This window comes from Acinetobacter sp. LipI_19, assembly GCF_058242925.1.
The window spans coordinates 2,362,928-2,388,831 of record NZ_JBZAYK010000001.1; the positions used below are offsets into that span (position 1 = coordinate 2,362,928).

The following is a 25,904-nucleotide window of genomic DNA, read 5'->3' on the forward strand; positions in this document are numbered from 1 at the left end:
GATTGAAAAATCCTGTCGCAATCTCCTCCACAAAAATGTATCCAAACATTTAATCTGCATAAAGTGGATAAACACATGGAAAATCTGGATAGAGCCCTTCTTTAAATCGCGGTTCAATCAAACAAAGGACTGATTGAATAGAGGAAGAGCCCATGACTGCACGTAACCTCGCCGAATGGCAAAATTTTGTACACAGCTGTATCGATTTTCGACCAAATGATGGTGTTTATCGAATAGCTCGCGATATGTTTACCGAACCAGAACTATTTGATCTCGAAATGGAACTCATTTTTGAAAAGGTCTGGATTTATGCTTGCCATGAAAGTGAAATTGCCAATAACAATGATTTCATTACAGTACAGATTGGCCGACAACCAATCATTATCAGCCGTGATGGTAAAGGCGAACTACATGCCATGGTCAATGCCTGTGAGCATCGTGGTGCAACCTTGACCCGTGTGGCCAAAGGCAATCAGTCTGTATTCACCTGCCCGTTTCATGCTTGGTGTTATAAGTCGGATGGGCGTTTGGTTAAGGTCAAAGCGCCAAATGAATATTGTGAAGATTTTGATAAATCCAGCCGTGGTTTAAAACAAGGCCGTATTGCCAGCTATCGTGGATTTGTTTTTGTCAGTCTGGATACTCAGGCCACAGATTCACTGGAAGACTTTTTAGGTGATACTAAAGTGTTCCTTGACTTGATGGTTGATCAATCACCAACAGGTGAGCTTGAAGTATTACAAGGTAAATCTGCTTATACTTTTGCAGGTAACTGGAAACTACAAAATGAAAATGGTCTGGATGGCTATCATGTTAGTACCGTGCATTATAACTATGTTTCCACCGTTCAACATCGCCAGCAAGTTAACGCAGCTAATGGCAGTGAACTTGACACACTTGATTATAGTAAATTAGGTGCGGGTGATGCCGAAACAGATGATGGCTGGTTTAGTTTTAAAAATGGACATAGTGTGCTGTTTAGTGATATGCCAAATCCAGCGGTACGTCCTGGTTATGATATGGTGATGCCTTATCTGCTGGAAAGGTTTGGGGAAAAACGCGCTAAATGGGCCATGCATCGTTTACGTAACCTCAACCTTTATCCAAGCCTGTTCTTTATGGATCAGATCAGTTCACAACTGCGTATTGTCCGTCCTGTGGCGTGGAATAAAACCGAAGTCATCAGCCAATGTATTGGTGTCAAAGGTGAATCAGCGGAGGCACGTCGTAACCGTATTCGTCAGTTTGAAGACTTTTTCAATGTATCAGGACTGGGTACGCCAGATGATCTAGTGGAATTCCGCGAACAACAAAAAGGCTTTCAGGGTCGTTTAGAACGCTGGAGTGATATCTCACGCGGTTATCACCAATGGAATTATGGCCCATCACAAAATTCACAAGATCTTGGTATTGAACCCGTGATCACAGGGCGTGAATTTACTCATGAAGGGCTATATGTCAACCAGCATGGTCACTGGCAACGCCTGCTCCTCAATGGGCTCAATAAAAAAGCACTTAAGATGCAAGAAGTCACTTTTTTAAATCAATCTGTTATGGATGAGGTGTAACCATGTCTCTAGAACTTCATTTTGCAGTGTCTCAATTCCTGTATAAAAAGGCAGAACTGTGTGATCGCTATGATTGGGATGCTTACCTCGAACTCTATGATGAAGACAGCGAATATCATATCCCACAATGGATTGATGACCATCACTACGTTCAAGATCCCAATCAAGGCTTGTCCTATATTTATTACCCCGATCGTTCAGGACTTGAAGATCGTGTGTTCCGTATCCGCACTGGAAAAGCAGCTTCTGCAATGCCTTTACCGCGCACTCAACATAATATTCACAATGTACAAGTAAAGACTCAGGAAGATGGTTTGGTTGAGGCAAAGGTAAGTTGGCGCACGCTTTATAATCGTCAGGGCCTTGAAGGATGCTTTTATGGTCATGCCACTTATTTGCTCCGTCCAACTGAAGATAGCTTCCGTATTCGTCGTCAACACAGCGTATTGCTTAATGACAAGATAGATTCGGTTCTCGATTTCTATCACGTCTAAGGAGAAATACAATGAGTCATTCTGTTGCACTCAACTTTGCCGATGGTAGAACATTTTTTATCGCGGTACAGGAAGACGAATTACTGTTGGATGCAGCGGTTCGTCAAGGAATCCACCTCCCGCTCGACTGCCGCGAAGGTGTTTGTGGAACCTGTCAGGGAAAATGTGAAACGGGTATTTATGAACAAGAATATGTCGATGAGGATGCATTAAGCGAACGTGATTTGGCTGAACGTAAAATGCTAGCTTGCCAAACACGGGTTAAGTCTAATGCCGCTTTTTATTTCGATCATAGTTCTGAAATCTGTAATGCGGGTGAAACTTTAAAAATTACCACGGTGGTTACTGCTGTTGAATTGGTTTCAGAAACCACCGCGATCTTGCATCTGGATGCCAGTAGTTTTGACAAAGAACTGAATTTCTTACCGGGTCAATACGCACGTTTACAAATTCCAGAGACTGACGATTGGCGTTCTTATTCATTTGCCAATCGTCCCAATGCCAACAATCAACTTCAGTTTTTAATTCGTCTGCTGCCAGATGGTGTAATGAGTAATTATCTCAGAGAACGTTGTCAGATCGGACAAAGTCTGATGATGGAAGCACCTTTAGGTAGTTTTTACCTACGTGAAGCTGAACGCCCTCTGATCTTTATTGCAGGTGGTACAGGCTTATCGGCTTTTTTAGGTATGCTCGATAATATTGCCGATCAACCAAATCAACCCTCAGTGCAACTCTATTATGGCGTCAATGCAGAAGCCGATCTATGTGAACAAAAGCGTTTGATCGCCTATGCAGAAAAGATCAAAGACTTTAGTTATCATCCGATCATTTCAAGCGCCTCAGAACGATGGGAAGGAAAATCAGGCTATATCCATCAACATCTGGATAAACAACAACTTCAACAACAACGCTTCGACATGTACTTATGTGGCCCGCCACCGATGATCGAAGCCGTTAAATCTTGGCTAGATGAGCAATCTATCGAAGATTGTTCGATTTACAGTGAGAAATTCTTACAGAGCAATACAGTTAGAACTTAGTTTTAACAACAAAATGCGTGTCATATCTTAAGATATGACACCAACTCACAGCAGGGTTAAGCTCAAGATGATTCTAATCTTAATTGGGCAAAAAAACTTATTAAATAGCGAGATCATAGAATGATTTATTGATGGAATTTGGATATTTTTTCTACGTGGCCTGAATATTTCAGTTTGGTGATATCCTGATATTTAAAATAATATGAGGATTTTTAATATAACTATATTATTCAATGAGTTAAACCAATAAAAACAACCAAAAACAAATTGATCATTTTAGTCAGATTTGCTATACATAGGGATAGATCTTAAGGAATAGGATCATATAAAGAGTACAAAGAATGATCAATGCTATCCTTTATTTTTTTAAAAATACTATGACGTTTTTATTGATTTGATCACGCCAAACTAGACTAAAAATATGTTGTATCGAGGTATTTTACTTGGTCTATTTTTTGCTTAACTCTTTATATCACTGCCAGCCACTTAAAGTTTTAAGTATTGTTTAGTGCATTTTTAATCAGGTCATCATGTGACATAAAGATTAGCTGTAATAAACAAGCCAGCCAAAAGGAATATTTATGAGTCAGGTCGATCCTACTATGGAATTCAATGGACGTCATTTACAGCAATGCCCCATTTTTTCATCACAAAACTTAGTCTTTCACCATCAAGACTTGGGCGAAACCTGCAAAAGTGTTGGGCAAATCTTCAAACCACATCTATTAAAAATCGTACAACAGCAACATGATTTTCACTCATCCATGCACCATCTTAAAGCAGGACGATTATCCATCAGTCGTCTTGAATACAGTGCCGATGTCTATATTGAACCTGACCATTTAGAAAAATTTTATCTGATTCAAATCCCAACACAGGGATATGCAGAAATTGAAATGAATCAACAAAAATTTATTTCTTATCCGCAAGTTGCCTCTCTAATTTCACCCGAACAATCGCTAAAAATGCGCTGGCATGCCAACTCCCCACAGCTGATTCTCAAAATTGATAAAGATGACCTTTTACAGCACTGCCGCCAGCATCTTCCAGACGCACAGCAGCACCCTCCTATTTTTGAACCCAAGCTTGATCTTTCTACCCAAGGCGGTGCTTATTTTTTCCAATTGATGCGTACATTGATGGATGCACTTGCTTGTGAACAACATCCCTTACATCACCCAATGGCATTTAAGCAGTTTGAATCCAGTCTATTCAATGCCCTGATTTACGGCCAAGCAAACAGCTTATTGCATCAAATCGATCAGTACAGAGAAAAAGCCATTTCACCTTATTTTGTCAAACGTACTGAAGCCTATATGCGTGAAAATCTACACGCAAATTTAACCATTGAACAATTGGCTGAACAGGCAGGCGTAAGCGTACGTACATTATTTGCAGGATTTAAAAGCTTTTTAAACACCACTCCAATGTCATACTTAAAAGAATTGCGTTTTGAACAAGCGCATATGGAACTCCTACAAAATGAGCATGTCTCAGTCACAGATGTCGCGTTTAAATGGGGCTTTAGTCATCTTGGGCGTTTTTCTCAGGAATATAAACGTCGTTATGGTGAATTACCCTCTTGTACACGCCGTAGCACCCTTGAACAGCAAGATCTCAGGTTTAAGCCATATTCTTAAGCAACCGATGAGATTTAGTTAAAGAGATTTTATTGAATATAAAAAGTTAAAAACCTATTTAGACGTATCTAAATAGGTCAAGTATATCTGTCAGGATATTGCCATAGCGTTTCACATCAGAAGTGATGAATATAACGTAATTGCAAACGAGTTCCTTCAGGACGATTTTTTGCATCCTGTTCAAAATAGGCATTTGTCACGATATGATCATGTTTAGAAAAGCTATACATCGCCCCCGGTCCAATCGCCCACACTTGTTCACGTGTGCCTGTTAATTTTTCACCCTCTACTTCCGTGTCAGTAATTTGCTTGAGCCAGTAACCATTGATCCCTAAGCGTAATTGTGGTGTAAGCGCATAGTCTGTTGCAAAATTGGCATGGATTGCTTGCCCTGCCTGAATATCATCTGCAAGACCGAAGCTATAATTTGGATCATCATTTTTAAAATTGTACAAATAGTGCAGACGTGTAGAAACCGTCCACTTTGGATTAAACCAATAAGTTGCTGCCCAGTATGGATCAAATGAGACAGCATTATTGCCCGGATTAATATTTTTATTCTGATCATATTTCCCTGTCGGTAAATTGACCTGAAATTCAAAACGTTGTACAAATTTAGGACCATCTTTGCCCATGACTGGGTCAAACTGGATAAATGGCCCAATCATCAGATCACCAAAACCCCCTTGGGCTTTAATCGCAGCATTATTTAAACCATCCTCCATATCCATTTTGCTGACAAATGGAATCAGTAAATTCAATCCTAACGATGCGTGTTCACCTACACGCACATCGGACAGATAACTAACTTGTTCAACAATGACTTGAAAATTTAAGTCGGTCTTGGGTAAAGCTAACCGATGAGCTTGATTGTCTTTTAACTTGTTCGAATCATAATTTTGCAGATAAGTTTGAGAATACCATCCCGGCCCAGCAGGCAGTCCACCATCCAGAAAACTGGTCATGCCCAGATTCACCGTCGGCAAGTCATATGCCTGTGCTGCAACCGCTGTTAAGACCACTGTTCCAGCAAGAAAACCTCTTTTGATCACATTATTTTTCATTTTCGATCCCCGAAAAAAATCACGATCAAAATTGATCGTGATTGTTGCTGTTAAATACTCAGTTCTGGATGTGCTGCAGCAATACGATACTTGCCCGCATGAAACACCAAGGGCTCACCAATACGATGTTGATAATGTTCAATCTGACCAATAAAAATCAGATGATCCCCCCCTTCATATTGATTTACGTTTTTACATACCAATGTTGCCAATACATCTTCTAGTAACGGTAAACCGCGCTCACACTCACGATGTGCAATGTTGGCAAACTTATCCTCTGAACCACGGGCAAAATGCCCTGAAAGTGAGTGATGTTCTTGTGCCAGCATATGAATTGCAAAATATTCGGCCTCAGTAAAATCTAATAAACTTGGTGCAGTCTTTGACAAACTCCATAAAATCAGCGGAGGATCGAGTGATAGTGAAGAAAACGAGTTGGCTGTCATCCCAACTTTTCGTCCATCTCGTCCACGGGTTGTAATCACCGTAACCCCTGTAGCGAACTGCCCTAACAGGTTGCGGATTTCTCTTGGATTTTCCGTATCAATCGGTTTTAAATCCAGTTCCTGCGATGTGTTGATATTCATAACATTCACCTTTGACTTTGCTTCCCTGTTAAGCCACTTTTTGACAGCTTTTCGATTCGATAAAACGCTGCGCCTGTTCTGGATCAAACCACCATGGGGCAAAATTGCGTGGATTATCAAAATTATTGGCAATACTCGAAGCAATGGCATGGTTCTGCTCAGCCGCCACCAAAAGCTCAATCATGTGCGGTTGTGGTGGCAACAATAAACTGTTGGTCCAAGCCACGACTTTTTCGGCATATGCCCAATAACGTTCAAATGTCTGTTGCATCCATTCATCTGTAAATGTTTGATTGTCATGCGCTAAAATGGCATCGAAATAAATTTTGCTACACTTGGCGGCATTGTTTGAACCTTGCCCAGTGATTGGGTCGTTCACCACTAACGCATCGGCCATACCAAAAACTTTACGACCAGATGGCAGGGTTAATATCGGTTTACGCACTCCCGGTGGAAAACGTCCAGACAGATAGCCACCAGCGTCGGTTAATTCAATATTTTCACAACGTGCTGCTTCCCAAGGCACATATTTGTTTAAAATATCTTTACTCATTTGCAAATGCTGTTCTGGTGTTTTTGCATCTTGCCAGCAATCCATCGGCCCACCGGGAATGCCTTCAAACACCATAATTTCACAAGCACCTGTAACTGTAAGCGCAGGAAAACAGAAATATTCACCCACTTCTGGAATTACGTTAAAAGTCACACGTGAATACGGCGACATTTGCTTCATACCTGTCACATAGGTCAAGGCAAGCGCGCGTTGTGGCTTATCAAAACAACTACGCGCTTCATCACGCTCGAACTGTTTAACTACTTCCCCCTTACCTGCGGCCAGTAAGACCAGCTCATATTCAGCAGTGAGCTGTTCCAGTTCCTCTATCCCAACATCTTGAATAATCAACTGACCACCACGATGCTCAAACATTTCCATCCAGTACGGCATCTTGACGCGCTGATCTACCGATTGTGCATAACGCTCCAATCGCGCACTCCATGCAAAGGCAGGCTGTTTTGTTTCTGGGTTGACCAGTGTAAATCCAATCCCTTCCACCGCTGGACATTGCTCTTCCCAAAAATTAAGTCCAACATCACGCTCTGTTTGCAAGGCTGTGTGAAACATACACTGACTTGACATGACTTTGCCCTGACGAATTTCATCACCAGTACGGTTGGTGACAATCGTCACCTCATAACCTGTGTCTAATAATCCTAAACCGAGCTGCAATCCAGATTGACCAGCTCCTACTATAGCGATACGACGCATCATGGTTCTCCCATATTTTTTAATTCATTGAGTGTTTTAAATGTTTGATTTGCTATCACGCGTCATCGGCTAAACGTGGAATAGCAGGTTAATTCCCTTCAGGCCCCATAACGGAGTAACCACCATCGACGGAATAATCTGCGCCTGTCACAAAACTTGCGGCTGGCGAGAGTAAAAACAGCACCACATTGGCCACTTCTTCGGGATGACCTAGACGTCCCAGCAAGTGGTAGTCAGCTGCTACGGCATCAGCTTTGCTTCGGTTATTGCCACTGACTTCAGCAATCACCCGTGACCATGTCCAACCAGGTGATACCGAATTAACCCGAACCCCATCTGCTGCAAAATCCATCGCCATGGACTGGGTAAGTTGTCGCATCGCTGCTTTTGAAACGGGATAAAGCCAGCGCCCTGTTTGCGCAAATTTGGCGGAGATCGAGGTGAAATTGACAATCGCACCATGCTTGGTTTTTAAATCTTGATAAAACGCACGGGTCAGTTCGACTGCTGAAAGCAGATTAATATTCAATGCTTGTAGCCAGTCTTCACGTGAGGATTTAAAGCCATCATCCAGATAGGTACAGGCCAGATTGACCAAATAATCAACTTTGCCAAAGCTGTCGTGAATTGTTTTTACTGCGTTTACAATCGCCACATCACTGCTTAAATCAGTTTGAATAAATTGCGCCTGCCCATGCATGGCATCCGCCACTTGCTGCCCTTGTTGGTCAATATCCAGAATAATGACTTTTGCGCCTGCATCGACCAATGCTTGAACCACGGCCTGACCAATCAGGGTGGCGCCACCACTGACCACAGCGATTTTCTGATTCAATTGAATATCCATATTCCACTCCTAGATAGTTAAAACGATTTGCCTTCGCTGCTTGACCAAGATGGCATGAGGGTATTGGATGGCAAATCTTCATCCAGTAGTTTTTGAGCAGTTTCTACACCAGCAACAGGTAGCCCTTTAGGATTGAGTAATCCAATTTGAACCAGAACGGATGCCTGATCCCAGTAGATATGTTCATGGCATAGTTTTGGGCCACGGAACTGGATCACACCCAGCATAGGAATCTCAACATACTTTTCTGTTGGCGCGACACCCGGCAGTAACCAGTCAATTTCACTGTCATGGGTAAAACTCATAATGAATTCATCCACCACCTGTGTTGAACCAACAGTGCGTGAGATCGACGTGATCTTCATATCTTTAGGATTTTGATGAACGAAGTGATATTGATAGAAGCGGGCAAGTTGGCTATATCCCACACCACCTGTCAATGTTGGAATATGATTGACATAGGGTTGCGCCACCATGGTTGCCATAGTGGCAGGTACATCGCGTGTATCAAATTCATAACGGATATGCGCTTCCCAAAGTGCAACCAAATCATAAACTGGTCCGATACTTTGATGCAGTGCGGTAATACTGCGTTCATGAGCAAAACGTGCGGAGGGTTTGTGATAATGTTCGCTATTTGGTCGGGCAAAGGCATGATCTACACCCTCATAGACATAAGCCTGAACATTGCTATATTGGGCGGTAGCATCCAGAATCTTTTGGCGTGCCTCTGGCGGTGTAAACTTGTCTAATGCAGCAATATGTAAAACTACTCGCCCTTTGGCATTTTCAAGTTCATCGAGTGTCTTCTCGATTCCTACCCCGTAATAACCCACAGCACAGGCCACTTCAGGAATACGACAACCTGCCAGATACGCCAGTTTTCCACCCAGACAATATCCCACGACACCTAAGCCTGCACTGGCATCGCAACTCTCTAAAGTTTTGAGAAAATTCAAGCTATCTTGAATATCTTCGACACCTTGATCTTCATCATAGTGTTGATAAAGCTCGAAGGCTTTTTGAAAATCTTGCTCGGTATAACCCAGTTCAATGCGGGGTGCAGTACGCCAGAATAAATCTGGAACCAATACGGTATAGCCTTCCTCAGCCAAAAAATCAGCCTTGATACGCATTGCTGCATTCACACCAAAAATTTCCTGACACAGTACAATTCCAGGCCCTTTTCCGCCTTCTGCACTTGCCAAATACCCAGCAAATGACTTCCCTGTTTGTGTTTTTACTTCAATATATTGACCTGACATTTCATCCATTCCAGACCTAACCGTTAGCGTTATCATGTCTGTGAAAGGTATTTAACGTCTGTCCAAAATCTGCGAGGATTATCCAATCAGTGCGGAATACTATGAAAGATGCAAATTCATTGCATAAAATTTATTTTAGAAATCATTAGATCTTTTTCATAAATCAAAAAATGAGCATATTGAGCGAATCGTTTTGATATTGAAATTACCTTTGGGCTGAGACGAGGATGAGAGGGCTTTTATGTTGAATTATGGTTTTAATAAGGACTTATGATATAAGCTGATTGTCACTTTTTATAAATATCTTGTCATCTACTATTCTGAACAACATTATCTTAAACAAGATTTTGCTCACCAGATCAGAAAGCCATAGTTAAATAAATAAATCTGCAATTTTGCAAAACTTCTCAATAGAACTCATTATTAAAACCATCTCACTTAGCAATACATTGCAACAATACCCTGTTGTTCAGTAAGCTATGTCTAACGCTACATGTAATGCACGCTTCTGTGTGATTCGTCCCAACTTCTATAAAGCTGATTCTACCAAGCTGAGTGAATATATTAGACATGGTTTCTGATTTATTAAATTCTAATATGCAGCCTGCATTTTCTGACAACAATCAAGTTCGTGTAGTAACGACTTTTTCAGAACTTATAAATACGACATTTCAAGGCGAGATAAATGCTATTTGTTGGAACAGAGATTTGCTGGGTGATTTTAAAGAAATTGTGTCTAAACTTGAATTAAAAGAAAATATTACCGAAGTTTCTACTGAAGATCTTTTAGCATTACAACTTTCAGAAAAAGGAATTCTAGCAAGAGATATCATCTTAAGGGATATACAGCTTCTAACTGATTTCGGCGCATCGCCTTCACTGAATTTACTTAAACATTATGAACGGGACCAAGATCTGGATTTCATTTCTACAGATGTGTATTCGTTTCATGTTGATCGTTCGCCCATTGAAACAGATACTTTTTTATGTACCTATCATGGCACTGCCAGTGACATCATCTCCAATGATCAAGTAGAACAAAAGATTTTAATTCCAGAAATCAGGGAAGAGCTTAAAGCATTACATGACGGTCCTGAAGCAGAATTTGAAACCTTTCTGCAAGAGTATTTTTTTGATCTGCATTACCAGCCAAAACCCGACTCAGAACCTGTAAACTTAGGATCAGGACATCTTTGGCGCTTAGCAGTAGATCATCCAACACAACAGGTTTTACCTTGCGTTCATCGAGCGCCCATTGAAAAGGATGCCGAGTATAGGTTGTTGTTAATTTGTTAGATCAGCATCTGATCTATAGAGAAAAATTGCTTCTCGATATGACAAGTTTAAAAAGAATGATTAAAGCACCAGTTTGTAAAGAATGCTGATTAATTCCATTTTAAAATAATCAACGACTCGTACTTTAAGTAAGTGATTAAAGTAGTTTATTAGCGCTTTTAAATTTTGGATAAAATCAGTTTAAAAGCACGAATATATTAACAAATTATATTTTTACTCGATTCTTAGTTTCACTTGGATTCTCTCCAAATTCTTCACGATATTCATGTGAAAAACGACCCAAGTGATTAAATCCCCAATCAAAAGCTAATTTTGAAATGGAAATATTTTTATCCATAGAGGTACTTAAAGTCTTATAAACTTGTTGTAAACGATATCTACGTAAAAAAGTCAAAGGACTTGTTCCATAATACTGTTGAAATTCAGCATATAATTTAGACTTTGATACGCCAGCTAATCTTAGCAGATCTTCTGCACGAATCTCTTCATGGGCATACTTCTGAATATAGTCGCACACCTTACGTAAGTATTCTGGCGCTTGTTGATCAGATAAGGATCTTAACAAGCTCGAATAATTATTTTCTTGCGAGAGTAATAAAGCTTTAATCAGGAAATTTTCATAATCCTCTGACCAAAGTTGTAAGCCCTGCATACTTTTGTATTGAGATCGAAGCAACAAAAAATGATCAATATTTTGCCACCACATCCCGATCCCCTGATCAATATTCAAACTCATTTCAGGATTGAAAACCACGGGCTCTTCAACAGACTGTCGTAGTAATTCGCCTAACACCTTCTGCATACTTTTCTCAGGAATAACCACTTGATATTTTTTACAATCTTTATCAATCGCTAAATCTTGTAAATCTGCATTAGATAAAATTAGCCCTTTATCAGTACTAGAAATATAATTGGTACCATTTATGGCTAAAGTCTGCTTACCTTGGATCGGTAAACTAATACTATATGCTCTTAAATTAGACGTGTTAATGAGTACATTTGCGCCATAACTGACCTTACCGATTGCCATACGCTTGTGGGGTAATCGAATCCCTTCATAATGAAAATCTAAGACATTTCGACCACATGTATCTAAATGGTGCTCCCCACATATTGAGGACATTAAACTGTGTGCAAATTCTGCCTGACGGGAATAGTGATTTAGATCCATCTCTTGGCTTAGTGATAACATATTCTTTTCACCTAGCTAACACTCAATATTTGTTTTAATTAGCAAATTATGCGCCAATCTCTTTTATTTAAAATATTGAGTAGTATCCATTTATAAACAATGTACAAAATCAATTTTGTATCATTCTTTATAACAAATTTAATTGAGAACTTATATACTATTTGGGTATGTAATTTTCACGTAAAAGTACCCTTTCAAAATTTTTCCAGAATTTATGATCAGACCATTAATTAAAAAGCACGATTTTCTTTAGCTTGTCATTTAAAAAATCTAAGCATATATTATTAAGGCTAGATAAATTCAAATATAACAAATAATTATAGAGTTTCTTGACGCTAATCAACTTAAAGTTTCAATAAGTATTCCAATAAAATTTAATTAATTTAATATCATAGCGACTATCTAACACCACTAATGGCTCGGCATCTACCTCCTGTTTCTGACACACCATGCTCTGCCATTTAACCATATCATTGATATACTCTCTTGGTTGCCAATCCTGCAATTCCTTATGCTTAAGATACTGGCTAATGATTTTAACAGTCAGGTTAAAATCATCTTTGGGTTTATTTATGTTGCTGTAGTCTAGTTTCATTCGTTTAGAACTATTCCACCAAGTTCAGCCCTCTTTACTACCCACCTCAAACCTCACATTCTCATCTATGCCCTTTAATTAAATTCAGTTACTTTATCTAATCAATCGTATAAACAGAACATACAGTTTTCTTTTTTTAGATTAGTATGAGTTTAACTTTAAATGATTAATCAATACGACCAAATTAAAAAAACTACTTAAAATATTAAATAATAAAATCACGAAATACATATTTAAAATACAACACTATTCTATAAAACGATTACATCAACCATGATTAGATATAGCTTCGATAAATAAATTTTAAATTAAACATCAATTTCACTCAAAAAGAAAAAAGCCAATGGCTAGCATTGGCTTTTTTCTTCGTCATTGGTGTCCAAAGGTATCTATCAATCCCTTAGTTTCTGTAGTTGAATGTCATTCATTACAACTGTTCCATTTGATTTAGGAAAACTGAAACTCAGCTTACTTAAAAACAGAGGATCAATTCCCTTAAACGCTTTAAGAGGAATACTGACCATATTTAACGCTTCCGCAGTTTTACCTTTATAAAAATCATCACCTTCTGCGCTAAGGAGAGGAATACCATTCATTTTTTTCCTTGGGATGGTGTAAAAAGCATCACTAAAATCACTTGCTGTAACTGTAGCGGTCTTACCATTTAAATCTGTCAATTCGACATTCAGTTCTTGTCCTACATCTACTGGTAATGCCACTCGAAAAGTCAAACTGTCATAACCCTGAGTTGAAAGATTATTTAATGAAAGACTATATACAGGGTTAGGTTTCTCCCACGACAATTGCAGTTGATCTGGAGATGAAACCAATCCACCCGTGTAGGATTCAGCTTCCTGATAAAATTTGGGAACATCGGGATTAGAGCATTTCAGATTTTTATCTAGATCCTTTCTTCCAATATAAGACTTACAAGAAACAATTCCATTCTGTAAGAAACCTGAAAATTTATTCAATCCACCTAACAAATTAGTACTCAATGCATTATCATCTTCAAAACGCTGAATCAATTTACTACCATTCTTCTGCAAAGTTAAAATCGCTCTCTCATCACATGTTTCATCGCCTTTCGGACAAGCTGATTGTGGCAACTGACCCACAGCGTTCCAGTAGGATTTAAATTGTTTTTCATCTCCAACAAAGTAACGCATGAAGCTATTAATGATAAATTGCCCCATATTACGTTGATCTACAGGGTTTAATCGCACTGTATCAGGGCGACTTGCATTACAATATGACGAATCACTATACGCAGCTTGCCCTGTTGAATAATCATCATACAACCAAGTTGTATTGTAGAAATTATGGTTTGCTCCACGTACAAGTATTTGAAATTTAGGGGCTGTATCATATTTCATACTAAATCTATTATTATCATAATTATTTACACCTTGTAGGTTTGAAACGTCCCCATCGCAAGATGGTAATAGTGTTGCAACAGGAACATTGGTAATTCCTTTAATTTCTTCAAAATCTGTAGGTGCCAACGCAAAGGCTGCTTTAAAGTTATAGGGCTTGATTGAATCGGTTGTTTTTGAAAAGCTAATATTTTTTGCAAGCATCAGCTCAAGCAACTTGTCTTCCTTATCAGATTTTGCCGCCTCAATTAAATCTGGAAAATTTCTAAAATTTTTAGGATTACTTAATAAGGCTTGTTTGAATATATTGATATCATTACCAAAACGAGATGTATTAAACTTGATAGCAAGATAAATTCCCTGGCCACCGCGGGAGTGTCCCATTATACCAATACTATTAAAATCCAGCTTTCCTTTAAGTTCAGTTAATAACCCTGCTCCACCAAAACGATCCAATTGTTCCAGTTTATCTAATGTACCTAAAACGAGCTGACCACGACTCTGAGAAGATGAATCTCCACCTGTTCCATTGATATCGTTGGCATCAATGGACATTACAACATATCCCTGCTCTGCCAAACTTTTTGCCAAATAATCATAACCTTTATAGCTTGGATCACTAGTAACATGCTGCCCATGTAGAAAAATAATGATTGGAAACTTTTTTGTACTGTTATTTAAGTTACTCTGTGGATATCGGACCCACCCATGAAAAGGTACAATTCGTACATCACTTGTTTTCGTCTGAACAGGCTGACCATACTCACGCCAATCACCTTTTCCGTTAACAATTAAATTCCCAAAATTGTACTCAATTGCAGGAGACGAAATATATTTTGCCTCTCCATTAACATCAGCAGTTCGTTCTATAAAGCGTTTATCCTCACCAAAGATACTTTTACTCTTGATCTCGGATGAGGCATCCAACTTAGTAGAGGTGTTTGCAGAACTATCTTTATTTGCTGAGGCTACTAAGGCTGTGCCTTGTACAGGACCATTATAGTTATCATTATTTGAACCACAGCCAAATAGAAGAAAACTTGAAATAGCCAGTAGTATTAAATTGTACCTTTTTTTCATTTCACTCTCATCTTTCACTTAAATGATGTATTTACCTTCAGCAAAAAAGGTGCCAAAAAAGTAGAAATAATGAAAATTAGTGATGAGCAGCACAGTTCTGTAAAAAAAGAAATCATCCAACAAATCCAAATTATAGACAATTAGATCGATCAGAATTTGTTAACCCAATACTCTAAAATCGAAAAAACCTAAACCTTAAGAATTTAAGCAGCCGTTTAGGTAGACCGATGTGCTAATTCGGTAAACTTATTAAACTGGCCATTGCATATATTTATATTCTGATTCTGTGTTCACTAGACCTCTTTCATAAATCACTTTTTACTCAGTTCTAAATTATAAATACCTGCAATCAAATTGAACCTTAAGCCAAGTCTTTTCCCTCTATTTCGATAACACTCTGCAAGGATTTTGAAAGTTTTTAATGTACCAAATACATGCTCAATCTCTATTCTTTTTTTATTAATTTCTCGATTATATATTTTTAGCAAAGGATCTAATTCACTACGTTTTTTAGCCTTGCACTGTAAAAGGCTATTGGGATATATAGCATAAATCTCTTGGTAACCTTTATCTGCAAGAATAAATGAATTTGTTGAAACTAAATGCAGATTGCGTTTGAACAGTTCAAAGTCATGTACAGCGCCTCTGCTCATACATAAACTTAGTATTTGCTGAGTTTTACAGTGAATGATCGCTTGTACCTTCCAGTATCTTAGACATGAGACAGCCTCATTTTGAAGCTACCTCAAATACTTCTGGGCTCATCCCATTAAGATGCGAATGACGTCTGATTCGACTGTAAAACATCTCCATATAATCAAACACATCTGCACGGACCATTTCTCGAGTTTTATAGATTCTCTTTTTAATTCTTTTCTTCTTCAAGCTGCTAAAAAAGATTCAGCAACGGCATTGTCCCAGCAGTTTTCGCGACGACTCATACTAGGAACTAAATTATGCTTTTGACAGAATTTCAGCCAGTCCCCACTGCTGTATTGTGAGCCTTGGTCTGAGTGTATAATTACAGGTACCTTAGGCCTGCGTCACCACACTGCCATAAGAAGTGCATCCAAAACGGTATCCTTGGCTAGACTAGGTTTCATTGACCAACCGATCACTTTCCTTGAATATAAATCAAAAAACACAGCTAGATATAACTAGCCTTGTCATGTGCGAATATAAGTTATATCAGTTACACAAGAGGTATCAGGCGTGTTTACAACAAACTCTCGATTTAAGTGATTTGGTGGCACAATCTGAGAACGGCTACAGCCATAACTCTTATGTTTTTTATATTCTCATACAGCGACAATACTATTTTTCTTCATGATCTTCAGCACACGATTAGGTCCATAGCTTTCACCTAACTCTTTAAGATCCAGCGTGATGCGACGATAACCCTAGATACCATAACTAGTATCATAAGAAGAGCGTATCAGTTGTAATAGCCTCTTATCTTCAATTGTCCTGCCTGATTCAGGTTCATAAATAGCCAACACACGCAATCTTAAGAACCTGACACATCGTTTTAATCTTAAATTGATGGCTGTATTCAAGGTTAAACTGATACTTTACTCGGGCAGTCATGCAAAGCGGCGTGAAAGCAGTGCTTTCACTTTAAGATATCCCGCTCTTCTTCAGTTTGTTTAAGCTGACTTTTCAGGCGGAGAATCTCTTTCTTTGCTTCGAGTAGTACATGTTTATCTGAATTGTTGCTTAAGGGTTGTACAGCCTTTAGCCATTTATAAGTGCTGTACTGTGATACACCTAAAAGTTCTGCGACATCTGGGACAGAATATCTACATTCGGTAATCAATTTAACAGCTTCATCTTTAAACTCTGGAGTATATCTTTGTCCACTCATAAGGTTCTCTTCTATGAAAAAAAATAGACTAAATTTTTCTAGGAGAGTGGTGGCAGTCCACATACAACTAAAAGGTGTCTAAAAAATCAGTGGGTATTCAGTGTTGTGGTTCCATCAGCATATAAATTTTTGTATTTTTGTCATAACCAAACACATCATTGACAATCAATTTTATCTATAATATTCAATAAAAAATGGATTTGTGAAATGAAAATTGATGAAGAGTTAACCTTAAAAAAAATCCAGATATTTCTCGCTTTTATGCGTTGTGGTAGTTTATCTAAGACCGCTGCTGAAATGGACCTCAGTAATGTCAGTGTACACAAAGCCCTACATTCCTTAGAAAGTGCATTGCATTGCCCTCTGTTTAAAAATGAAGGGCGTCTACTTATTCCATTAAAAAGTGCCTATGTTTTACAAGAACACGCACAAAAAATTGTGCAAGATATTGTCATCACAGTAAATAAAACTCGTGAAGCAGCAGGCTTTGCTGCTAAAGTACTCAATCTAGGCTCGCTCTACTCGTTAACAGTCAATACTTTACCAAGTGTGATCAGTGGTTTAAAACTACGTCGCGGTGAACTGGATATTCAACTGTTATTAAGTTCTAATCGTGACTTGGTTAAAAAACTTAAGGCGACCGAACTGGATGCGATTATTGTTGCACTCAATGAGACGACGCAAGATCAAGTTTTTGAACATTTATCTATGTTTGAAGATGAAATTTTTTTAGCAGTCAATAAAAATTCAACTTATGCCCAATATCCAGAAATTGATTTAAGTCTTCTTAAAAATGAAACTTTTTTGACCTTAGCAAAAGGGTTTGCTACTCGCAGTGATAGTGATGTTATTTTTGAGAAAGCAGGAATTGACCCAAAAGTTTTCTTAGAAGTCAGTGATATATTCACCTTGATTAGTATGGTCAGCTCGGGGGTTGGGTTTGCTTTATTGCCAGGACGTATTTCTACCATTTATGAAAGTTCCGTCAAACTTATCCCACTACACACTTCTTATAAAATTAAGCAAGAGATTGGCTTGGTATTTTTAAAAAGTAAAGAACGTGATCCAAATTTACTGGCTCTGATCGCTGAATGCCGAATGTTTACCAAAAAGCTGCGACACTAAAAAATAAAGGCAGTTCACCTTGTCAGGAGAATTGCCTTTTTTAATTTTACACGGTGGATTTTAGCCGACCAGTAGTTTGACACATAAGTATAGAATTGTAGGTCCCATCAAACAACCTAATCCTGTATGAAAAGTTGCAGTTAATGCACCATATGGAACTAAACGGCGATCTGTTGCTGCCAAACCTGCGGATACACCACTCACAGTTCCTGCAAGGCCACCAAAAATCATAGCAGAACGAGGATTATCTAAGCCCATAAATTTGGCAGTCATTGGAGTAGACACCATCACACAAATTGCTTTAACCAAGCCTGTCGCAATAGATAAAGCCATCACTTCTGAACTTGCACCAATTGCAGCTCCCGTAACAGGACCAACAATATAAGTCACTGCACCTGCACCAATGGTAGTGATACTGACTGCATCACGATAACCAAATAACCATGCAAAAATACACCCTACGATAAATGGTAAAATCGTGCCTAAAAATAGTGCGAGGACACCAATAAAGCCTGCTTTCTTTGCTTCTGATGCTTGCACTTCAAATGCAGTCGCAACAATTGCAAAATCACGCAGCATTGCCCCCCCATCAAACCAACACCTGCAAATAATGCAATATCGGTGATACCCTTTTGACCGCCTGTGACACTACCACCGACATAAGCCAGAATTAAACCAATCACAATTGCGATTGCAGATGCATGTACTCGCCCTTTGGTCAAATATTTAGAAAGCTTTGTAGAGAGCCACATAATCAATGCGACTAGAGCAAATGCAGTGACTAATCCAAGATGAGTTAAACCGCTTAAAATCGTTTCAGCCATGAGCTTTGCCTCCTAACTCTGCCAAATTAAACTCTTCTTCTTTTGGAAGAGGCTCACCTTTTTTATAATGACTCAGACCTGCAATTGTGAGGGTGCAAACGATAACAGTGGCGACGGCAGCAAAAATTGCCATATGCCCACTTGAAACTGCTGAAATCACATTTTGTTGTGCTGCCATTGCAACCACAATCGGGATATACATGGTTCCCCAAAATACCACCCCTTTTTCAGTTTCTATGGTCATTAGACCACGCTTATCCATCCATATACGAATAAAAATAAGTAAAATCATGGCAATACCAACACCACCAACATTAGATTTTACGCCAAATAATACGCCCAACATATCACCTACAACGACACCAACCAGTGTACAGAGTGCAAGCAAACCAACTCCATATATAATCATGATAAATTCCTTGTTTCCTTTGACATTTTTGTCCGTTCACTGCTTTAAATTTTGACTAAAACGTGTGAGCGCGTTCCTTTTGCATTTCAACGATTAACGTATCTAAACGTGTTCCTTGAAAAGACATGACGGTTCCATCTGTAAATATTTTTTTTGCCAAACCTGTCAGCACAGTTCCTGGCCATGCTTCGATTTGTAAGCGTACTCCTCTTTCCCATGCAGATTGAACGGTACTTTCCCAATCAATCATTCTGCTCATGTTAAATGTGATGTCATCGATAATTTGGTCCTGATGCACCAGTAGCCGTGCAGTCGTCCCACTTAAATAACGAATTTTTGGTGAACCTGTGCTGATTTTTTTAACCTCAGCATCAAGAGCTTCAGCTTGGTTCTTTAATAGCTCACAATGCGATGGGACTGCTACGCTCAGCTTTTTGCTCAACACACCCTTTTGGCGTGCGATGTCAGCGACATGTTGCATCGCAATGTCTACTCCTGAAATCACGATCTGGTTTACAGAGTTGATATTGGCAACAAATACATCTTGTTGATCTTGCTGCACCTCCTTTACCCACTCGCTTACACTGGCTTTATCCGCCCCAATCAATGCCATCATTCCATATCCTGTCGGATATGCGTCTTGCATTAGGGTTGCCCGGCGAGCAACCAGCTTTAGACCATCTTCAAAACTGAGTACTTCCGCAACTGTAGCTGCGGCCCATGCACCAATTGAGAGTCCAGCAACATAATCAGGTTTGAGTTGCTGTTCAGACAATAAATGTCCACTGACCACACCCGCGATATAAAGACAAAGTTGTACTGCATAAGTCGACTGTAAAGCTGCTTGCTGATCTAGAAGCAACACATCCTGACCCAAAATATCTGATGCACGCTCAAGATATTGATGCACCGACTTTATCTGAGGTAGGTCATGTAACATGTTAGGCTTTTGCGCACCTTGCCCCGGAAACACCCAAATCGAACTCATTGACTTGCCTTATCCTTGCCAAGGGTTATTGACTAAAACAGCACCTTGGTTGCGTTTGAGTAGGACCTTCCCTGTTGCTCTCACCCAATCTTTTAATGCCACACCACCCAAAGGCGTTTGTAACTGAACATCCAAGGGCAAACCCGTCAGTTGCAATTGTTGCCATATTTTCAAAGCTCGCGCTTTAGTCAAATCTTTAGGCGTACGAATCAGTACATCGAGATCGCTCTGTGCAGTCACAGTTTTACGCCCCGTGGCTAACTCGAACCCCATACTGCCCGTGTAGCCCCATGGCAACAAAAGCACGTTCATCTGCATTTGTAAGTGCAGAATTTGCATTGCCCAATGCGGAAATTGCGAAACTCCCAACTTACAAAGTTGTTCAGGCTTTATGCATTTTTCAATTTGCTGCTCAGGCATCATCAAAGCATAACGTTGGGATTTTTGCCGCCCCCGAACCCCAACAGGAATCATCCCTGATACACAAACTGCACGACGAACTACTACAGGATCGCCACTTTGAATCACATGACTCACCCAATCTGGCACATCCAAAGGAAGATATTGCTCTGTCAGCCCCCAGAGGAGATCATGTGCCTGTGGCTGCATTAGATCGACCACTGTGCACGCATTAACTCACGTACACGCTTTGACATTTGTCTATTTTCACCATTCAAACGTTGCTCTAGCCCAGTCGAGTTTTGCTGTTGAATGTCAGTGATTGCTTGTGTGATCACCTGTTTTACATGGGTCAGATCATTTGCTGTAGGCTGATCCGCATTTTCAACATCAAGACATGCTGTCAACAATCCTAGCGTGGCATAGCTTTGAATGTCATACGCCATTGGTGGAATACTGGCTGCCAATTTTTCTAACTCTTCTACAGTCCGAAGTGTGACACGAGCTGCCGACTCTTTACCCATGGCATGAACCATGACACCATCATCATGGAGTGCAAAAATACGATTGGCTTGAAAACCATGAGCTAAAAATGCCCCTGACATGGATTTGCCCACTAACAAGCTGATCACAGGATGTCGTGCTAGCCGAGCACGCGCATAACTATCTACTGCACCGGCAAGGGCTTGATGTATGCCGAATAACTCTTCACGTCGTCCATAGGCCTGACTTGGTACATCAACAATTGCAACAATCGCGCGTTTCTGAGTGGTATGCTGATCTACTTGTATCACCTCATCTACCGCTTTTGCCAAAGTCCAACCTTCCAATAAACCGACTTCGCCTGCACGTGCGCGAGGGAATTGGTTCTCCGTATTTGCAACTACTACAATCAAACGAGTAGGCTGATCACCCAATAGACCATCAGCCACCCAAACAGATTTGCTATATTGTGTTTGTTGCTGAAAACCTTCACTCAGTGCAATAAACCGGTGTTCACCTCGAAGAGAGGCTTTCACTGAACGAACATCCATATTCATACCTGTTCTCCTCGATATGTATCCAGTACATTTTGTGGGGTTGCTTGTTGTTCCGTTGCAAGCTGCTGAAGTTTTGGCAAATAGAACGCATAGTTTGAACTACGATGAAGTTGCGGAATGCCTTGTTCCAAATAGTCGATAATGTGTTGCTTAATCTGCTCACGATCATCTTCGAGGAAAGCATCAGCTAAACCTGTTTCTACTCGCTGTTCGCCACCAGTAATACTCCAAATAAATGGGCGATCTTTTGAATCGTACTCGTTCACACCAGCTTCTTGCTCAATGACTTGTGGACCATTCAATCCCAAGCGACCTTCTTGAGTCATGATCAAATAACTACACAATGCAGCGGCAATTGACATTCCGCCAAAGCATCCAACACTCCCAGCTATGATGGCAACAACAGGTTGATACTGTCTTAACGCAACAATAGCGGCTTGAATTTCGGCGATTGCAGCAAGCCCAAGATTGGCTTCTTGCAAACGAACACCACCTGTTTCCAATAACAAAATAGCTGCAGTTGGAATACCCTTTTGATTGTCTTCAACAGCAAGTTCAAGCGCACTCGCAATTTTTGCTCCACCGACTTCACCTAAGCTTCCCCCCTGAAAACCACCTTCAATTGCCACAACAACCACAGGACGATTTTCTAAATAGCCTTTCGCAACCACTACACCATCATCTGCTTGCGGTACAATATTTTGTTGGATCAGCCACGGTGACATCACTCTTGAAAAGGGATCAAGTAACTCTCGAAAGGTTCCCTGATCAAGTAAAGCTTTAGCACGTTCTCGTGCACCTAGTTCGATAAAGCTTTGCTTGTTCAGTAAGATTTCTAAATTAGCCACAGTTCACCTCCTCAAAAGCTTGCTCTAAACGTAAACGTACAACCCCTGGTGTTGCGCCAAAATCATGGATCTCAATATGTACTGCTGGCGGAGTTTGCTCTGTAAACATACGTTCAAATACATTTTTCCAGCGTTGTTCACTGCCATCGACTGAAGTTGTCACTGCGATTGAAAGTTTTCCTGCCAGATTAGGTTCCATTAAAATTTCAAGGTCTCCTGAACCCACACAGCCCACCAATACCTGCTTACCTGGTGCTGAGCCAGCAACAAATTCAAATTTGAGTATTTCCATTACGTTCCTTCCTCATTAAGATTATGCTCAACCCAATCCAAAAATAAGGTTGCTGCAAGTAAATCTGCTGCTCCACCTGGCGAAGCACGAAGTCGCATTAAATCCATTTCTAAAAAATTCAGCGCAGATTGCCCTGCAACAGTTGCATATCCGCCACAACGAAGTACATAACGTGCACCTTTTTGCATACGGCTTAGCCCAATTCGCCCTGCACGGTACAGTACACAGGTATCGTCCAAAATGCTCATCAAAGCCAATAAGGCATCAACTCGAGCAGCAAGCTCGTTACCAGAAATCTTTCGACTGTAGTGAAGTTGAGGTAATGCATGCTCGACAATCGCAGGAAAACCCTCTTGTGCTTGAGCTTTAGCTCCTTTTATACCGAGTTTTTGCTGTACCTGTTGCCCATGGCTTGACTGTTGTAGAGGAATCAACCTATCTTCTAATTTTGCAATTTTTCCAGCAACCTTACATAAATCATAAGCATAAAGAGAATACTGATTATGTATTGCTAGCGCTGTCGCCGTGACCAAAAGCCCCAAAGCCCAAATTGCACCACGATGCGTATTTACACCGTATGTGGTTTCGAGCATTGCTACTTCACCAGCGCGTCCTATTGCACCAATCACTTCTCGTAAAGTCTGCAAACAGTCAGCATGTAGAAATGCAGCTTGTGCCATTTGTAAAAACATAGGTCTTAAGCTATACGCAGATTGCTCCATCAACACTAGGCTTAAGTCATCATGTGCTCCGCTACCACGTCGATCAACCAACGCAGGCTTCGGCGTTAAATTAACTTCGGCAATCAATGCATTTACAGCTAAATCTGCCAACAATGCACATTGTTGTTGTGAGTATGATTGAACATAGGCATTCATTACCAACTCCTGAATTTTGCAGGCGGTTGATATAAACCATCTGACCAAGTGACTAAATCAGCAATATTTTTAGCGGCCAATAACTCACGTGTGGCATCAGTACGACGAATACCTAAATCTTCTGGAAATGCAACCAGTCCTTCTCGTCTTAAGCGTTCCGTAGTTTTTGGATTATGATTGAGGCCAATATCAGTCACTCCTGCAACGGCGGCAATCATGTCTTGACGTTCTTGTAAACTGCTGGCTTTGTATAGGTACGCAATACCATCTTCAGTCAACAAATGGGTAACGTCATCTCCATAAATCATAATTGGAGCGAGTGGCATTCCTGCTTTTTTCGCAACATCCACAGCATCAAGCGTATTTACAAAAGTAGGTTTGCCACCTTCTTGAAAGGTTTCCACCATTTGTACCACCAACTTTTTACCACGTGCCAAAAAGGTATCAGTCTCATTTACCTGAGTAGGACGCATATCCATCCATGCGGGTGTGGCATGTCGACGACCCCGCGGATCATGTCCCATATTCGGTGCACCACCAAAACCAGCTAAGCGTCCTTTGGTAACTGTAGAAGAATGTCCAGAACCATCAACTTGTAAAGTTGCACCAATAAATAAATCTACTGCATATTGTCCCGCAAGCTGGCACATCATCCTGTTGGACCTTAATGAGCCATCACGACCTGTAAAAAATATATCTGGACGAGCAGCAACATATTTTTCCATCCCTAACTCAGTACCAAAGCAATGCACACTTTCCACCCAACCTGTTTCGATAGCAGGAATGAGTGTAGGATGCGGATTGAGTGTCCAATTTCGACAGATTTTGCCTTTTAGTCCCAATGACTCACCATAAGTTGGTAGAATCAATTCAATCGCAGCCGTGTTAAACCCGATACCATGATTGAGTGATTGCACATTGTGGCGTTCGTAAATTCCCCGAATCGCCATCATTGCCATTAATATATGCACAGGCTTAATATGTTTGGGATCACGTGTAAACAAGGGTTCAATATAAAATGGCTTATCCGCAACCACGACAAAGTCAACCCACGATGCTGGAATATCTACCCGTGGTAAATCCTGTACGTCATCAACCAATTCATTGACTTGAACAATAACAATGCCATCACTAAATGCAGCAGGTTCGATTAAAGCAGGTGAATCCTCAGTACTTGGGCCTGTATAAATATTGCCATGGCGATCAGCCATAAAGCCTGCTGACAATACAACATTGGGAATTAAATCAACCAATAACCGCGAATAGAGTTCGATATAAGTATGAATGGCGCCGACTTCTAATAAACCATCTTCGATTAACTGGCTGATGCGTAAACTCTGTGTCCCAGCAAATGAAAAATCCAGTTTTCGGGCAATCCTTTTTTCAAATAAATCTAGATGCTCTGGACGCCCAACACTGGGCATGATCATATGTAAGTCATACAAAACCGAAGCATTGGTTTGTGCCAGTGAACGTGATAAAAAATCAGCTTGTTTTTGATTGTTCCCTTCAAGAACGACACGATCGCCTGGCGTAATCAAAGTTTCCAAGACCTTGATAATGTCCTGTGTAGGTATAACCACCCCATCGGTATATTTACGTGCCATATCAACTTTGAGTTGTTTTGCGTGTCGACGTGTATTCCAGACACGTTCTTTGTTTTGAACTGATCCTTCCATGTGACTTATCCTGATGTTGTATTTTGCTTTGAATCTATAAAAGCTTTTTCTTAGATTTTGATCAATCAACCTCAATAAGAGTTCATTAACTTTAAGTTAATATAAAAACATCAAAAATAGACTCAATACTCATGACTTAATTTCGAAGTTTGAAACAGCCCATTTATTTTATTTTTTATAAAAGTATTTTAATTCAACCTATTTATTCAGAATAAAGTGCTTATTTAAGTATTTATTTTTCAAA

Annotated in this window: 23 protein-coding genes and 2 pseudogenes; 6 read left to right on the top strand and 19 right to left on the bottom strand. The window is 40.0% G+C overall.

Going from position 1 to position 25,904, the window contains the following annotated elements; genetic code table 11:
• Positions 1–152 precede the first annotated feature (152 nt).
• The 4 genes from antA (at position 153) to AC4CVF_RS11645 (ending at position 4,745) form a co-directional block, all read left to right on the top strand.
• Positions 153–1,568 (top strand): anthranilate 1,2-dioxygenase large subunit, encoded by a 1,416-nt coding sequence (gene antA, locus AC4CVF_RS11630; RefSeq protein WP_419328771.1) that lies wholly within the window; start codon positions 153–155, stop codon positions 1,566–1,568.
• A 2-nt stretch (positions 1,569–1,570) separates the two neighbouring features.
• Positions 1,571–2,062, top strand: coding sequence for an anthranilate 1,2-dioxygenase small subunit (gene antB / locus AC4CVF_RS11635; protein WP_336954107.1), 492 nt, complete (start codon positions 1,571–1,573; stop codon positions 2,060–2,062).
• Between the two features lie 11 nt (positions 2,063–2,073).
• The gene (gene antC, locus AC4CVF_RS11640) at positions 2,074–3,105 is read left to right on the top strand and encodes an anthranilate 1,2-dioxygenase electron transfer component AntC (protein ID WP_490789488.1); all 1,032 of its coding nucleotides are present in this window, start codon (positions 2,074–2,076) and stop codon (positions 3,103–3,105) included.
• Between the two features lie 581 nt (positions 3,106–3,686).
• Positions 3,687–4,745 (top strand): AraC family transcriptional regulator, encoded by a 1,059-nt coding sequence (locus tag AC4CVF_RS11645; protein WP_336954110.1) that lies wholly within the window; start codon positions 3,687–3,689, stop codon positions 4,743–4,745.
• 116 nt (positions 4,746–4,861) lie between these two features.
• Here the strand turns inward: AC4CVF_RS11645 and AC4CVF_RS11650 are convergent, their stop codons facing one another.
• The 5 genes from AC4CVF_RS11650 to AC4CVF_RS11670 form a co-directional block, all read right to left on the bottom strand.
• A complete protein-coding gene (locus tag AC4CVF_RS11650; RefSeq protein ID WP_336954111.1) occupies positions 4,862–5,809 on the bottom strand; it encodes a SphA family protein in 948 nt (315 codons plus the stop codon).
• Between the two features lie 50 nt (positions 5,810–5,859).
• Positions 5,860–6,396 (bottom strand): flavin reductase family protein, encoded by a 537-nt coding sequence (locus AC4CVF_RS11655; protein WP_419360162.1) that lies wholly within the window; start codon positions 6,394–6,396, stop codon positions 5,860–5,862.
• Between the two features lie 28 nt (positions 6,397–6,424).
• Entirely contained in the window at positions 6,425–7,663 is a 1,239-nt protein-coding gene (locus AC4CVF_RS11660; protein ID WP_336954112.1) for a styrene monooxygenase/indole monooxygenase family protein, read from the bottom strand.
• Between the two features lie 88 nt (positions 7,664–7,751).
• Entirely contained in the window at positions 7,752–8,510 is a 759-nt protein-coding gene (locus AC4CVF_RS11665; protein ID WP_490789489.1) for an SDR family oxidoreductase, read from the bottom strand.
• A gap of 17 nt (positions 8,511–8,527) precedes the next feature.
• Entirely contained in the window at positions 8,528–9,775 is a 1,248-nt protein-coding gene (locus AC4CVF_RS11670; protein WP_336954115.1) for a dienelactone hydrolase family protein, read from the bottom strand.
• Positions 9,776–10,372: 597 nt separating this feature from the next.
• Between AC4CVF_RS11670 and AC4CVF_RS11675 the strand changes: the two genes are divergently transcribed.
• The gene (locus tag AC4CVF_RS11675; protein WP_490789925.1) at positions 10,373–11,071 is read left to right on the top strand and encodes a DUF1826 domain-containing protein; all 699 of its coding nucleotides are present in this window, start codon (positions 10,373–10,375) and stop codon (positions 11,069–11,071) included.
• Between the two features lie 205 nt (positions 11,072–11,276).
• Here AC4CVF_RS11675 and AC4CVF_RS11680 read toward each other — a convergent pair whose 3' ends face one another.
• From AC4CVF_RS11680 to AC4CVF_RS11700, 5 genes and pseudogenes are all read right to left on the bottom strand, one after another.
• Entirely contained in the window at positions 11,277–12,263 is a 987-nt protein-coding gene (locus AC4CVF_RS11680; RefSeq protein ID WP_490789490.1) for an AraC family transcriptional regulator, read from the bottom strand.
• Between the two features lie 352 nt (positions 12,264–12,615).
• Positions 12,616–12,858: a hypothetical protein gene (locus AC4CVF_RS11685; protein WP_490789491.1), complete on the bottom strand. Its 243-nt coding sequence runs from the start codon at positions 12,856–12,858 to the stop codon at positions 12,616–12,618.
• 392 nt (positions 12,859–13,250) lie between these two features.
• Complete coding sequence (locus AC4CVF_RS11690) at positions 13,251–15,314, bottom strand: alpha/beta hydrolase (protein WP_490789492.1); 2,064 nt, start codon at positions 15,312–15,314, stop codon at positions 13,251–13,253.
• Positions 15,315–15,625: 311 nt separating this feature from the next.
• A complete protein-coding gene (locus AC4CVF_RS11695) occupies positions 15,626–16,006 on the bottom strand; it encodes a transposase (RefSeq protein ID WP_490789926.1) in 381 nt (126 codons plus the stop codon).
• Between the two features lie 37 nt (positions 16,007–16,043).
• Positions 16,044–17,178, bottom strand: a pseudogene (locus tag AC4CVF_RS11700) (IS3 family transposase).
• 207 nt (positions 17,179–17,385) lie between these two features.
• On the opposite strand from AC4CVF_RS11700, the gene AC4CVF_RS11705 reads away from it, so the two are divergent.
• Positions 17,386–18,303: a LysR family transcriptional regulator gene (locus AC4CVF_RS11705; RefSeq protein WP_336954118.1), complete on the top strand. Its 918-nt coding sequence runs from the start codon at positions 17,386–17,388 to the stop codon at positions 18,301–18,303.
• Positions 18,304–18,363: 60 nt separating this feature from the next.
• Here AC4CVF_RS11705 and madM read toward each other — a convergent pair.
• From madM to mdcA, 9 genes and pseudogenes are all read right to left on the bottom strand, one after another.
• Positions 18,364–19,127 (bottom strand): annotated as a pseudogene (gene madM / locus AC4CVF_RS11710) (malonate transporter subunit MadM).
• Positions 19,120–19,536 carry a malonate transporter subunit MadL gene (madL, locus tag AC4CVF_RS11715; protein WP_336954121.1) on the bottom strand — a complete coding sequence of 139 codons (417 nt, stop codon included), beginning with the start codon at positions 19,534–19,536 and terminating at the stop codon, positions 19,120–19,122. Before madL ends, madM begins: the two are co-directional and overlap by 8 nt.
• A gap of 55 nt (positions 19,537–19,591) precedes the next feature.
• A complete protein-coding gene (gene mdcH, locus AC4CVF_RS11720) occupies positions 19,592–20,524 on the bottom strand; it encodes a malonate decarboxylase subunit epsilon (RefSeq protein ID WP_419360159.1) in 933 nt (310 codons plus the stop codon).
• A gap of 9 nt (positions 20,525–20,533) precedes the next feature.
• Positions 20,534–21,133 carry a malonate decarboxylase holo-ACP synthase gene (locus AC4CVF_RS11725; RefSeq protein ID WP_336954124.1) on the bottom strand — a complete coding sequence of 200 codons (600 nt, stop codon included), beginning with the start codon at positions 21,131–21,133 and terminating at the stop codon, positions 20,534–20,536.
• The gene (gene mdcE, locus AC4CVF_RS11730) at positions 21,133–21,963 is read right to left on the bottom strand and encodes a biotin-independent malonate decarboxylase subunit gamma (RefSeq protein ID WP_490789493.1); all 831 of its coding nucleotides are present in this window, start codon (positions 21,961–21,963) and stop codon (positions 21,133–21,135) included. The genes AC4CVF_RS11725 and mdcE overlap by 1 nt, the downstream gene beginning before the upstream one ends.
• Positions 21,960–22,811 carry a biotin-independent malonate decarboxylase subunit beta gene (locus AC4CVF_RS11735; RefSeq protein WP_336954127.1) on the bottom strand — a complete coding sequence of 284 codons (852 nt, stop codon included), beginning with the start codon at positions 22,809–22,811 and terminating at the stop codon, positions 21,960–21,962. The genes mdcE and AC4CVF_RS11735 overlap by 4 nt, the downstream gene beginning before the upstream one ends.
• Positions 22,804–23,103, bottom strand: coding sequence for a malonate decarboxylase subunit delta (locus AC4CVF_RS11740; RefSeq protein WP_419820624.1), 300 nt, complete (start codon positions 23,101–23,103; stop codon positions 22,804–22,806). Before AC4CVF_RS11740 ends, AC4CVF_RS11735 begins: the two co-directional genes overlap by 8 nt.
• On the bottom strand, positions 23,103–23,981 hold the full coding sequence (locus AC4CVF_RS11745; RefSeq protein ID WP_490789494.1) for a triphosphoribosyl-dephospho-CoA synthase: 879 nt from the start codon (positions 23,979–23,981) through the stop codon (positions 23,103–23,105). The genes AC4CVF_RS11740 and AC4CVF_RS11745 overlap by 1 nt, the downstream gene beginning before the upstream one ends.
• Positions 23,981–25,660 carry a malonate decarboxylase subunit alpha gene (gene mdcA, locus AC4CVF_RS11750; RefSeq protein ID WP_336954130.1) on the bottom strand — a complete coding sequence of 560 codons (1,680 nt, stop codon included), beginning with the start codon at positions 25,658–25,660 and terminating at the stop codon, positions 23,981–23,983. The genes AC4CVF_RS11745 and mdcA overlap by 1 nt, the downstream gene beginning before the upstream one ends.
• Positions 25,661–25,904: the final 244 nt, after the last annotated feature.